This is a genomic window from Paracidobacterium acidisoli (assembly GCF_003428625.2).
Classification (GTDB): Bacteria; Acidobacteriota; Terriglobia; order Terriglobales; family Acidobacteriaceae; genus Paracidobacterium; species Paracidobacterium acidisoli.
The window spans coordinates 756,665-770,385 of the sequence record NZ_QVQT02000003.1; the positions used below are offsets into that span (position 1 = coordinate 756,665).

Consider the following 13,721-nt stretch of genomic DNA (forward strand, 5'->3'; position numbering starts at 1 on the left):
AGCTCTCAGGAATCTGGCTGGAATACGTATCGCAGCGTTTGCCACAGACTCTTCCGGTGTAGCCTTCTTGCGGGCATGCTTCTATTCGGATGGCAACAGAGCCGTCCTCAAAGCACGGGATCGGAAGATATCAGCACATGGATGGATGCGGCGCGCACTGCGCAACAGGCGCAGGACTACTCCGCGGCCGCATCTGCTTACCGGAAAGCGGTGCGCCTTGAACCGCAAGTCGCCGAGCTGTGGGCCAATCTCGGCATCATGGAGTATCAGGCTGGACAGGATCAGCCGGCCGCCCGCGACCTCGCCAAAGCGCTGGCGTTAAAGCCGTCCCTGTTCTCAGCCAATCTCTTTCTGGGGCTGGAACAGCTGCGGCTGGATGCTCCCCGGAGCGCCCTCCGATATTTGTCCTCAGCCGAGCGTCTGAATGCGTCGGACCCCCAGGTATGGATTGCCACAGCGCGAGCCTACAAAGCGTTGCATGACTACTGGAAGGCAACCTCTTCTTATCGTCAGGCCCTGCAAATCGATCCAGCCAACAGCTCTGCCTGGCTGGGGCTTGGAATGACGTATCTGGCCCATGTTGAGAGCGATTCAAGAGTCCTCACGGACACTGCGCCCTCTTCCGGATATACGTATGCTCTCTTTGCCGAAATGCTCGTTCGTCAGGGGCGTCTGCTGCAGGCTGTCTCAGAATATCGCTCTGCCATCAACCATGCCGATCATCCTCCATGTCTTCCCCCGGCTCTCAGCCTGGTATATATCCAGCTGGGCAAGCTGCAGGACGCTGCGAACACACTGGCGTCTGACGAGGACCGTCAGTCTGAGTGCCCGCTTACAGATCTGGCGCAGGCAGCAGCTAAAGCGCACGAAGAAAATTACCCTGATGCGGTGGCTATGCTTAATCAGGCATGGAGCACCGACGACGGATACACAGAGGCCAATCTGGTCAGGGCGCTCAGCGCTCTTCCTTCAGCCAACCGCGATCGCCTTACCGCTGAATTAAGTCAGGGAGCACAAAACGGCAGCGTCTCTGCGAAGAAACTGCTCGCGGTTTTGCAGGGTAATGCAATGCAGCAGGAACATCAGCCGGCCTCCCGAACTCTGGAGCCCGGCCCATTCCGGGAGAGCGACGTTCGCAGAGCCTTTCTGCGGGGACACTTCTCACGCTGTGCTGAGCTTGCAACCCTGGCAGAGAGACCACCGGCTCCTTCTTTGCAGCTTTTATCAGCGGAGTGCAACTATCTCAGCGGCAATTACTCTGAAGCTTCTGCTGAGCTCAACAGGATTTCATCACGATCGGACGCAGTCGTCCTGTACTGGACGATCAAGGTCAATCAATATTTGTCGAGGGAAGCGCTCAATCACTTTCAGCAGCTCGCGCCTGACTCCCCGGAAACACACATCCTGCTCGGAGATGTGGAACGTCAGCAGCAACGGTATGACATCGCCATATCCGAATACAAAGTGGCGTTGGCGAAAAGCCCCAAAGACTCCGCGGCACTCGAGGGACTTGCGGCCGCATATTTTATGAATTCCAACCTGAGTGAAGCCATTGAAACGGCAAAGACCGCGCTGACGATATGGCCGAACAACCCGGAAGTAAGTCTTGTTTTGGGAGAGGCCCTGCTGAGCCAGCATAACTATGATGCAGCTGAATCGCCCCTGCTCCAGGCGCTTAACGGCAAGCCTCAAACACTGCCACATGTCCATGCGCTTCTGGGAAGAGTCTGCGAGGCCCAAAGCAGGGATGAAGAAGCCATCACACATCTCAAGCTCGCATTGAGCTCCGATGAAGATGGCAGCATCCACTATCAGCTGGCTCGGCTTTACCGGAAGCGGGGTAATAAGGCAGAGGCCGACAAGATGCTGGCACGTACTCTTCAGCTTGAGGCGGAGAGCCGGGCGCATGCCGTGGTCGCCTTTCAGAAAGGTACAACGGTTCATGATCCGGAGCGGTGAACCGCGGCCGGGGGAAATTCGCTTTCCCATTTCGAGGCCGTAGCCAAACCAGGATGCAGACACTTCTCGCATCAGGGAACGGAGGGCTGGACGATTGTATTGTCACGCCCAACGACTGCGGCGGTCAGGCCGGCAATTTACCAGGTGCGAGGTCGTCACCATGGGACATCTTCCTGCGGAAGAGGGCAGGGCACGATTAAAGTGCGACCCGGGAAAGACGATGACAGGCCACCACATCGAAGGTATTAAGAGACGAAGCCATGGTATTTACGCGCAGTAATATTTCAAACTGGGCATTGCGATCGTAAACATTCAGGCCATGCTCATGAAGCACCTGAACAATGGAATCCACGTCGGTGGCCAGCCTGTAGGCCGCTTCGGTAGCGACAGAGTTGGAGCCCGCCAGAATCAGAATGTGTCCTGTCTGGTTCTCATTCGCCAGTAACGCGATAATCGCAAACGCCTCGCCGGTTCCCCACCCGGGCGTGGTGGGAACATAGACTGGTGCTTCTCCATGCTCGGCATGCCGGTTGTAAATAATCTCTCCATGCCGCGCCGGATCGTACTGGAAGTAGAAATCGAGCTGGTCCTGGAAGAGGGACACCCAGGGATTCGATAAAGGGCTGCCGAGCAGTATAAAGTTGTCCTCGGTCTTAAAGTCCTGGGATTGAAGAACTCTGGCGCGATACATTTCGATTGGGCTCGAAGGGAGTAAACCCCTGACTCCGAGGGCGAATCTGGCATCAATAACAGGAACGTTGTTGCCTTTAAAAAGACGTTCGATGACTCTGGAGGGATGATCAAGCAGTTGTTGCTCCGGTACATAATGATGACCTGCATAGTCCGAGAGCGAAATTTCATTCCCGACTACTCCTTCAAGAGCAACAATATCGGGATCACTCAATACGATCTTTAGTTCTCCTCGACGCGGCAGCATGACCGACCACGGCAGACGGTCCGTTTTGGCTGACTGCATCCGGTAGTGATAAACAACGGGCAAAAGCCCCAGCACTGTCAAAGCCGCCGCAATCAGCAAAAAGCGGCGCCAGACGGAGCGCTTCGGAGCCGGCTGACTCAGGGCTTCTGCAGGCTGGGATGGTGAAGGCGGATCGATCACCTCCGGAGCCCTTGATTCGGCAGCCTGCTCGATCAGCTCAATGATGTATGACCCGGGCTGCAGTTCAAGACGGATGCCTGTTTCGACTCCGTCATAGAAGCGCTTCAGCCGTCTTCGGACATCGGTTGCCGTAACGCGTACGATCGCATCCTCGCCCGTATCGTAGGAGGGATCACGACCGAACAACTGCATACCGATCATCCGTTCTTTCAATTCATCAAGCTCACCTGCCAGTGTCTTGTCCACGAGATGTTGCAGAAACTCACAACTCCTGCGGCTTCTGTTAAACGCCCGGCTTGCGAAGATCTGATAGACGTGATGCCGAACCTCATTCTCGCGAGAAACGAGCGATTCGGTCCTGAGGGCAAATGGCTCCTCATCCAACTGACCCGATTGCATCGATTTCACATGTTGAACATACCAAACCCGTCATTCGGGACTGTTAAAAAACGCCGTTAGGGAATAAACGACGTATTTGCAATAACATACTAAACCGTTAGGAATCCCGTCCTAACTACCGGACCGACCGGACTACGTGTGTAGATAAAGGAGGAGTGCAGACGTTCCTGGCGATATCGGGAGAGTACAGTGAAGCGAAGCGGGCAGAGGTTTCGGAACATCAGTTGGGTACTGATTTGCTTAATAGGCACGTGTTTGCACGTGTATGCGCAATCGGACACCAGTTCGATTGCGGGTTTCGTCAAAGACCAGTCAGGTGCAGTCATTCCTCACGCGCAGGTCACGGTGACATCTGAGGCGACCCAGGAGAGCCACACGGTCACGACAGATAACAAGGGATACTACTCGCTTTCGAGTCTGCCGGCCGGCTTCTATACGGTCGCTGTTCGGATGCAGGGGTTCAAACTCTTTGAGAGCGTCCACGACAAACTGGACGCGGTGTCAACGTTATCCATCAATGCAACGTTAACAATTGGAGTGTCAAATGAATCTGTAAAGGTGATCTCGAGCGCCGATTTAATTCAGACCGATTCCGGAGCGGTTCAGCACCAGATCACCGAAGAGCAGATTCAGCACCAGGAGCTCAATGGCAGAAATCCTGTGTACATGGCTGAGCTGTTGCCTGGTGTGATCACGGGAGCCACGCTTGGCGATTTCAATTTCAGCGTAAGCAAGCCGGGCTTCTCGATCAATGGCGCGCGATCGACAGATACGACTGTAACGATTGACGGTGCGCCAGCGGTGCGCACTCGCGCAAACACATATGTGATTGGCGTGCCGAACGTGGACTCAACCGAAGAAATGCAGGTGCTCACGGCGGCATACGCAGCCGAATACGGCGGGGCTGGAGGCGGCCAGGTCCGCATGGTCAGCAAAAGTGGAACGACCGACTTCCATGGAACGGCATATGAATATTTACGAAATTCGGCACTGAATGCGAATACCTGGTCGCGCAACGAAAGTCCGTCAACACGGTTTGCCTCGCCCTTCCGTTACAACGACTTCGGTTTTGCCGCAGGGGGGCCGGTGTGGATTCCCGGTCTGCCGCCGGTCCTGCGGAGAAAGCTCTTCTGGTTCGTTGCCCAGGACTGGATACGGTACCGGTATACCGATACCGTATTTCAAACCGTACCCACAGCCCTTATGCGCGCAGGCAATTTCAGCGAATTGCTGGGTCCCAACCCGTTTTACAGCTCCCCGGTGATCCTTCGCAATCCATTTGACTGCACAACCACCAATGGGAAAAAGACCTGCGCTCCGCTTCCGGGAAATACAATCCCGCAAAATCTGCTGAGCTCCAATGGAACGGCTCTCCTGAACGCTTATCCTGCGCCAATTCCCGGTCTGCTGGTCAACGGAAATCAGAACTGGGAAGCCGTTGCTCCTCATCCGATCAACCAGCGAAAGGGCTCTTACAATTTCGATTTTGTTTTGAACGACAGGCACCGCATCTCATTCCGGCGAACAGACCTTTCCTACAACGAGTACTCGGCACTTGACCAGGGATCGGGACTGACAGGGAAGTACAAGACGTGGCCGAACCAGACGAACACGCTTGCCTGGAGCTGGACGATCACCCCAACAATCGTTAATGAAATGAACGGAACACTCAGCATCGACAGGGTGGCGAATCCAGTCAATGATGCACTGCCGGGGTTTCATCGAACACAGCTTGGAATTAACTATAACTATATAGTTCCCGGTGGTAAGGACGTCGATAAGATCCCCAGTCTCAGTCTGTCAAAACCTTTCTACAGCCTGAGTGGCGGGCCATATCCATCCCACTCCGGTGGTCCGATTTATACATTCAGCGACAGCCTGTCGAAAGCAGCCGGGAATCATATGCTGAAGTTCGGCTTCCAGTTTGATTACCGGGGCGAGAATGATGATGATCAGATCAACATCACAACTGTTCCTGGAGGCAGCAATAATCAGAACGGAACATTTACCCTTACTGACTCCTATGCCAATGGTAGTGGTTTGGGTATCGCCAACCTGGCCCTGGGATTGGCTGACAGTTATACCGAAATAGGACCGCGGGCTTACACGATCTGGCGCGGAGCCATGTATGAATGGTTCGCTCAGGATTCGTGGCAGATCACCTCAAGATTGCACCTCGATTATGGATTGCGCGATACGCTTGTTTTCCCATTTCATGCGCTTTGGGGTAACTCCGTCTATTTCGATCCCGAGCTGTATGATCCGGCGCAGGCAATCAGCGTCAATCCGGCCACAGGTCTGGTTGCCCTGGGCACTGGCAATCAATATAACGGCATGGTCATTCCCGGGCTCTCCGGCTTCCCCAGCGGCGCTGCGAAGCATGGAGTCTATCAGGCCAACTTTCCCAGTACCTATGCCGCACTGTTCGACAAAAGTTTGCCCCGCGGCCTGATGGATGCCCAGAACGCCTTTCAGCCGCGGCTTGGCATTGCATATCAGTTCAAAGATAAGACGGTGATTCGCGCCGGTGGCGGCCGGTTCCTTACCCGAATGGGATTACTGGACAATATCTTCCCAGGAGGGAACTCTCCATTCCAGCCTTTTGTCACTGTGACGAATATTTCGGTGGACAATCCGGGAGCCGGTTTGACTTCTGTCACGACACCCACGCTGACTGTGACAACGTTAGACCGCCATATGAAACAGCCGGAGGCATGGAACTGGAATGTTACGGTGGAGAAACAGCTTCCCGGGCATTCAGTGCTGTCCGTCGCTTACGTTGGCCGCCGCGGACTGCATCTTTGGTATTCAGAGGATGCCAATCAGGTACCTGCCGGAACCACGTATGCAAATCCTCATGTCAACATAGCGGCTCTGGTTCCCTATAAAGGGTTTTCTCAGATACTGACGGAATTGAGCCGCGCCAGTTCCAAATACAATTCGCTGCAGGTCTTCTGGAGCCGCCGCTTTACCAATGGTCTGGACTTTTCGGCCGCTTATACACTGGCCAAAAGCATGGACAACAGCTCCAGTTACAGCGACATTGTCCCGGATACTTACAACACAAGTAATCTTTGGGGTCCCTCCACTTTTGATGTTCGTCATGCGTTTGTTGCTACGTCTACGTATGACCTGCCGTTCTTGAGAGAGCAGCAGCATCTTGCCGGAAAGATATTCGGAGGCTGGCAGCTCAGCGGCACGGCTCAATATTTGAGCGGTGCACCTGGAAGCGTCTACAGCACGAACACCGATTATGCGGGGACGGGGGAACCGGGCCTGCCTCAATTCTGGGTGATGCACGGGCGGGCAACGTATCCGCGTCAATTTTCCCGCGGCGCCTCGAGCTCGACCACTTACTTCAATACGACTACATCAAACGGCGATCCGCTGTTTACCGCACCCCCGCAGGGGACATTCAACCTGCAGCACGGGATTCGAGATTCGATCTACGGTCCCGGCTTCCAGGACTGGAATGCGGGACTATTTAAGAAGTTTGCCATCGACGAGCGGAATGTCTTTGAATTCCGAGCCGAAGCTTACGACGTTTTCAACCATCCCAACTGGTCCAGCCCTAACTTCACTCCCGGGACTTCTACCTTCGGCAAAGTTACCGGCAAAACTGATCTTTCGCGACAGCTCCAGTTATCGCTGCGTTACTCGTTCTAAGGAAACAGGGAGACGGCGTTCCTTCCGTCTTCCTGTTCCTTCTTCACGTCCGATCCGGAGGAATATAAACTTGTTTCGATCGTTGTTGCGCTATGCTGTCCTCCTGCTGTTCTTTGCGGTTCCCCTGAGCCCTCTGCAGTCAGCTGCCGCCCAGGCGCCGCCGAAGCCTCCGTTGTTGCCTTTGTCCGAATCAATTCTGGCGCGTATTCCGGCTGATTACCGTGCCGAGGCAAAGGCGCAGATCAGGCAGACGGAAGAGAATCAGCTACAGGCCGAGAACATGCCGGACGGGGATCTCGTCGCAACTGTGCTTCATCTTCTTGGCGACATTCCCTCGGAATCGACTTTCCTGCTCGACCGGCTGGAAAAAGAACCCTCTGCGGCGCTTCGCATTGACCTCATCCAGGCGCTGGAGAAGCATTGGCTTGGCAGCAGCCAGGACCTGCCGGCCCTCGAGAAGCATGCGTCGTCGGACCCTGATGTAACTGTCTCTGTTGCCGCCGTCAAAATGCTTAAAGAGGTTGGGATTAACTCCCTGAACTCACTGCTGAAGAGCAGGCTCGGAGTTGCGCTTGCCGCCGGCGATGTGCACAGTGCCGGCCTGGTGCTGGACGAGCAGAAGCTGCTGCTGCAGGCACACTATGGCATCACTCTTCCATCATTCATGCGTATTCCGCCGCCACAGTTTTCCGTGGTCCCGGCGGGCAGGGCAATTCGCGTGCTGGCGTTTGGTGATTTTGGAACCGGTTCGGCCGCGCAGAAACAGACCGCAGCAGCGATGGTGGCGTATCAAAAGATCCATCCCTTCGATTTCGGTTTAACTCTTGGCGACAACTTTTACCCGCGAGGTATGAAAAGCCCCGACGACCCCCGCTGGCAGACGCAGTGGGAACAGCTTTATGGCGTGATGCACATCCCGTTCTATGCCGTACTGGGCAATCACGACTGGAGCGGCGCCGACAGTCCGGCGGCAGAGATTCTCTACTCGGCCAGGAGCCAGAGCTGGCACATGCCTTCTCCGTATTACACGTTCACTGCCGGTTCCGTACAGTTTTTTGCCTTCGATACGCCGGCGATGGACGAAGCGGAGTTGAAATGGCTCGATGAGGAACTGATCAGAAGCACTGCGCGGTGGAAGGTGGTCTTTGGCCACTACCATATTTATTCGGCGACGCGCGGCGACAATAAAGAGCTTATCGCGCGGCTTCTGCCCATTCTTAAAAAGGATCATGTCGATGTATATCTGGACGGCCACGACCATAACCTCCAGGAACTGAAGCCCGAGGGAGGCGTCCATTTCTTTGTCAGCGGCGGAGGCGGAGCCGGTCTCTACGAGATGAATCCATACGACCGCTCCGTTTTCCGGCAAAAGATCAACGGCTTCACAGTTCTTGAGGCCGACGACAAGACCCTTGCGATCAGCTTTGTAGGCACGGATGGAAGTGAAATCTATCGTCGAACCCTCACAAAATAGCGGGCTCCTGCATGGCGGATCGCTGACGCGCCGCGGCTTTCTCTCGGGAGCCGCGGCAGCGCTCACGGAACTTGCTGCGAACCCGGCATGGGCAGCGCTGCCAGGACACAGCATGCCGGCAGATGTAACTCTGCGGATCGGTCCGGTGGCTGTCGATGTTGCTCCCGGAAAGACGGTCCACACTACGGGCTACAACGGCGGCGCGCCAGGACCGCCGATTCGTCTGCGCGAAGGTATTCCTGTCACCGTGGATCTCTTCAATGACACCGACATTCCGGAGTATGTGCATTGGCATGGCTTTCCTTTCGCCGCAGCCATCGATGGCACGCAGGACGAGAAGAGTTTGTCTGTGCCGCCGCATGGGCATCTCCGCTATCGCATGACGCCGCGTCCCGCCGGCTCGCGCTGGGTGCATTCACATGTAATGACGATGGACGATCTCACCGTTGGTATGTACAGCGGACAGTTTGGATTCGCGTATGTCGAACCTGAAGCCGATCCCGGCCGTTACGACCAGGAGATTTTTCTTGCGACCCATGAGTGGGAGCCCTTCTTCATCGATATGGACGACGATGACAACCCATCTGCCGTGGAAGAGTTTGGAGAAACCGACTGGGGCCCCGGGATGGTCGAGATCGGCTATCGCATCGCCTCGATCAACGGCAAAGCCCTTGGTCACGGCGAACCTATTCGCGTCAAAGAAGGCCAGCGCGTTTTGTTCCACATCCTGAATGCGAGCGCGACGGAAAATATTCAGCTTGCTCTTCCCGGCCACGAATTTCTTGTCACCGCGCTGGATGGAAATCCCGTTCCGCGGCCTTGCAGGGTTCCTTCGCTCGATTTGGGAGCTGCCGAACGCATCGATGCAATCGTTGAGATGAGCCATCCGGGTGTGTGGGTTCTCGGCTCTACCGACAACGACACACGCGGTGCAGGTCTGGGGATACTGGTAGAGTATGCGGGTCACAGCGGCGTCGAGATAAACGCGCGCTCTGCCATTGCGCCGTGGGATTATGCACAGTTCGGTTTACCGCAGCCACAGCAGCCCGCCGATGTAACGCTGCCGATGGTCATTACGCGCATCCCAGCGGGGGAGAATGGTTTTGAGCGATGGGAGATCAACGGCAGGAGCTATCGCGCGCAGGACCCTCCCGTGGTGTTGCGCAAAGACATGCGCTATCGCTTCGCATTCCACAACACCAGCTCCGATGCGCATCCGCTGCATCTGCATCGCAGTTCATTTGAACTGACGCGCATTGACGGCAGAGCCACGAGCGGCCTGTTGAAGGATGTTGTGCTCATCGGCGCCGGGCAGCGAATGGAAGTCGATTTTACGCCCAGGCAGGATGGCCTGATGCTCTTTCATTGCCACAATCAATTCCACATGGAACGTGGATTTCAGATGCTGTTTGACGTGAGGTAAGGCGAAAGCCGGATCTGCGCAGCTTTTATGCGCAAATCGACCGGCGCGTCGCGCCGATTTCGCATTACAGATTCTTCTTAAGCAGGTTGTCCAGGGAGAGATTCAGAATGATAGTTGCTTTCCGTGCCGTTCGCGCTGTTATCCGGCGCAGTCTGCGATTCGTTACAACCATAGCGGCGATGCTCGCCCTGGTAACTGCCGTGGACGGCCAGACAATGGCCACACCGGACATCACAAAGACTCCCACGCTCTTCGTCGTTCCTTACGCGCATCTGGACACGCAATGGAGATGGGAGTTTCCGCAGACCATCAATGAATTTCTGCTCAAGACGATGCGGGTGAACTTCGAGTATATGGATAAGTACCCGCACTATGTCTTTAACTGGACCGGTGCAAACCGCTATCGTCTGATGAAGGAGTACTTTCCTGCCGATTACGCGCGAATCAAGGGATACGTCGCGCGTGGACAATGGTTTCCCGCAGGCTCTTCCGTGGAAGAGGGAGACGTGAATCTGCCCGGCGCTGAAGGAATTTTTCGCCAGATACTGTACGGGAATATGTATTTCCGCCATGAGTTCGGCAAGGCAAGTAACGAATTCATGCTGCCCGACAGTTTTGGATTTCCTGCTTCGTTGCCCACGATTCTTGCTCATGCCGGGCTCAAAGGATTCTCGACACAGAAGCTTGGTGGGCGCTGGCCTGCGGGACCGGAAGCGGGAGGGCCCGGCTCGCCCGAGCAGACACCGGATGGCGTACCTTTCAATGTCGGGGTGTGGACGGGGCCGGACGGCGAAAGTGTGATAGCAGCGCTGCATCCTGGAGCGTATGGCAGCAGCGTCTATACCGATCTGAGCGAAGCGCCTGGTACGTCTATGGAGCAGACGCTCCTGAGCAGCGCGCAAAAACCACCGCTCACGCCGGAACAGGCCAGCGCACTTCGCGGCCTTGTTGCTCTCGATACAGATTGGGTGAAGCGCATCGATCTCGATGGCAAAGCATCGGGCGTATTTGCCGATTACCGCTATGTGGGCACGGGAGATACGGGAGGAGCGGCGCGCGAGTCCACTGTCAAACTGCTCGAAGCCATCGTGACGAAGAGCGACACCATACTCCCATCGCTGCCAAAGCTGAAAGGCGAGCCGTCATTTCCTGCGCAGTCGGTAACCGTGCGCGCAGGAGAAGGCCCGGTGCACGTGATTGAATCCTCTGCCGATCAAATGTTCAACTCCATCACGCCGGAGATGGCCGCGCATATGCCGCGCTACGAAGGCGACCTGGAACTGACCGACCACTCCGCCGGTTCGCTCACGTCGCAGGCCTATCACAAACGCTGGATTATCAGGGATGAGAATCTTGCCGATGCTGCGGAGAAGGCTTCGATCGCCGCGCAATGGCTTGGCGCGCGCGCCTATCCGCAGCAGCGACTGAATGACGCATGGATGCTCGCGCTCGCCGGACATTTTCATGACACGGGCGCGGGAACATCGACGCCGCGCGCCTATCAATACGCATGGAATGACGATGTGATCGCGGCCAATCAGTTTGCTGCCGTGCTTACCAATGCAAGTGCCGTTATTGCTTCGGGCCTCGATACGCGCACGCATGGTGTGCCGGTGGTTGTCTACAATCCGCTCAATATCGCTCGACAGGATATGGTCGAAGCTGCCGTTGTCTTTCCCGGCGGCGCTTCCAGGGCTGTACGGGTCTATGGCCCCGACGGGCAGGAGACGCCGGCGCAGTGGGAAGACGGCAAGGTAGTCTTTCTGGCGCGCATGCCATCTGTCGGCTATGCTGTCTTCGACGTACGTCCGGCTGCACGACCAATGGCGAACGACATGCTGCAGGTCTCCGGCCGTTCACTCGAAAATCAGCGTTATCGAGTATTGCTTAATGGGGACGGCGACGTATCGAGTATTTATGACAAGAGGCTCGGCAGGGAGCTGCTCTCCGCGCCTCTCAGGCTGGCAATCTCCACCGATGTGCCTCGTAATTACCCGGCCTGGAACATGGATTTCGCGCAGGAGCAGGCCGCCCCGCGTGCTTTTGTCAGCGGACCCGCAAAAATTCGTATCAGCGAGAATGGTCCGGCGCGTGTCTCGCTCGAAGTGACACGGCAAACCGAAGGTTCCCGGTTTGTGCAAACCGTTAGCCTTGCTGCGGGCGATGCCGGCAACCGCGTCGATCTCCATTATGCAATCGACTGGAAGACCGGAGGCTCCAATCTCAAAGCGGCCTTTTCGCTGAGCGCTTCGAATCCGAAAGCGACTTACAGCTGGGACATTGGCACCGTCGAGCGGGGGAATGCGCAGCCGCGGCAGTATGAGGTGGGCTCGCATCGCTGGATCGATCTGACCGACAAGAGTGGCAGCTATGGCGTAACGTTGCTGACCGATGTGAAGAACGGCTCCGATAAACGCAGCGATCAGATGATTCGCGTGACGCTGTTGCGTTCTCCCGGAGCGAAGCCGACGGCGGATGGACACCCGGGCAGCTTCAGCGATCAGACAACGCAGGACTGGGGTCATCACGAGATCGAACTCGGCCTTGCCGGTCATTCGGGCGACTGGCGTCAGGAGCAAACAGTGTGGCAGGCATACCGTGTGAATGATCCGCTGATCTCGTTTACCACGGAAAAGCATACGGGCAGGCTCGGCAGGAGCTTCTCACTCGTGCACGTCAGCAATCCTGCTATCCGCGTGCTTGCGCTCAAGAAGGCTGAGGAGAGCGACGAGATCATTCTCCGCATGGTGGAGCTGAACGGCAAATCCGCGCAGAACACGCGTGTATCATTTGCCGCGCCGATTACATCGGCGCGTGAGGTCAACGCGCAGGAGGAACCGATTGGGCCGGCGAAAATGAATCACGGCGACCTGATTGCGTCCTTCACACAATATCAGCCACGCACCTTTGCTCTGCGCCTCGCACCGCAGCAGGCTCTGCTCGCTCGCCCTCATGCGCAGGGCGTCGCATTGCACTACGACCTTGCCGTAGCCAGCAACGACGATACGAAGACCGGCGGCGGCGGCATCGACGGCAAAGGAAATGCGATTCCCGCAGAGATGCTTCCGACTCAGATCCATTTTGGTGCAATAAAATTCGAGCTTGCCACGTCCAAAACCGATGTCCCGAATGCTGTCACGGCCAGAGGCCAAACGCTTGCCCTGCCTGCCGGCCGGTTCAATCGCATTTATCTGCTGGCCGCAGCGTCGTCTGCGGAGGATCAGAAGGCGCTCTTTCGCGTTGGAGATCGAGCCACAGAGCTGAACATTCAATCGTGGACAGGCTGGATCGGCCAGTGGGACACGCGCATCTGGAAAAATGCTTCGGACCGTGACTGGGCTGTTTCCGCCAATCACTCCGTGTGGCCTCCGCTCAACACATCGAACGAGTCCGGACCAGCATGGCGCTATCCGGACGACTACGTCGGATTGAAGCCCGGATATGTCAAGCAGGCTGCACTGGGTTGGTATGCGTCTCACCACCATACGGCGGAGGGACTCAACGAGCCGTACCAGTATTCCTATCTCTTCGTATACTCACTGGACCTGCCCAGTGGTGTTTGTACGCTTACTCTGCCGAACAACGACAAGATCCGCATTTTGTCAGCCTCCGTTGTCAACGACAATCCGTCATTGATCCCGGCGGCACCGCTGTTTGACACGCTGGGACGAGCGGAGCCCTGA

At 56.3% G+C, this 13,721-nt stretch carries 6 protein-coding genes; 5 read left to right on the forward strand and 1 reads right to left on the reverse strand.

Annotated elements, in window-relative coordinates; genetic code table 11:
• Positions 1-75: 75 nt before the first annotated feature.
• Positions 76-1,959, forward strand: a complete 1,884-nt coding sequence (locus D0Y96_RS10810; protein ID WP_158562349.1) for a tetratricopeptide repeat protein — start codon at positions 76-78, stop codon at positions 1,957-1,959.
• Between the two features lie 196 nt (positions 1,960-2,155).
• On the opposite strand, the gene D0Y96_RS10815 is transcribed toward D0Y96_RS10810, so the two are convergent.
• The gene (locus tag D0Y96_RS10815) at positions 2,156-3,322 is read right to left on the reverse strand and encodes a hypothetical protein (protein ID WP_147325016.1); all 1,167 of its coding nucleotides are present in this window, start codon (positions 3,320-3,322) and stop codon (positions 2,156-2,158) included.
• Between the two features lie 414 nt (positions 3,323-3,736).
• Between D0Y96_RS10815 and D0Y96_RS10820 the strand changes: the two genes are divergently transcribed.
• The 4 genes from D0Y96_RS10820 to D0Y96_RS10830 all read left to right on the forward strand — a co-directional run bounded on the left by D0Y96_RS10820 (position 3,737) and on the right by D0Y96_RS10830 (position 13,721).
• Entirely contained in the window at positions 3,737-7,141 is a 3,405-nt protein-coding gene (locus D0Y96_RS10820) for a carboxypeptidase-like regulatory domain-containing protein (protein ID WP_350449034.1), read from the forward strand.
• Between the two features lie 664 nt (positions 7,142-7,805).
• The gene (locus D0Y96_RS20415; RefSeq protein WP_252263709.1) at positions 7,806-8,615 is read left to right on the forward strand and encodes a metallophosphoesterase; all 810 of its coding nucleotides are present in this window, start codon (positions 7,806-7,808) and stop codon (positions 8,613-8,615) included.
• Positions 8,584-10,038 carry a multicopper oxidase family protein gene (locus D0Y96_RS10825; RefSeq protein ID WP_350449035.1) on the forward strand — a complete coding sequence of 485 codons (1,455 nt, stop codon included), beginning with the start codon at positions 8,584-8,586 and terminating at the stop codon, positions 10,036-10,038. The genes D0Y96_RS20415 and D0Y96_RS10825 overlap by 32 nt, the downstream gene beginning before the upstream one ends.
• Before the next feature lie 107 nt (positions 10,039-10,145).
• The gene (locus tag D0Y96_RS10830) at positions 10,146-13,721 is read left to right on the forward strand and encodes a beta-sandwich domain-containing protein (protein ID WP_117299563.1); all 3,576 of its coding nucleotides are present in this window, start codon (positions 10,146-10,148) and stop codon (positions 13,719-13,721) included.

Excerpts from the sequence above, each read along its gene's own strand:
- D0Y96_RS10810 (WP_158562349.1), top strand. The coding sequence starts at position 76 with ATGCTTCTATTCGGATGGCAACAGAGCCGTCCTCAAAGCACGGGATCG.
- D0Y96_RS20415 (WP_252263709.1), top strand. The coding sequence starts at position 7,806 with ATGCGTATTCCGCCGCCACAGTTTTCCGTGGTCCCGGCGGGCAGGGCA.
- D0Y96_RS10830 (WP_117299563.1), top strand. The coding sequence starts at position 10,146 with ATGATAGTTGCTTTCCGTGCCGTTCGCGCTGTTATCCGGCGCAGTCTG.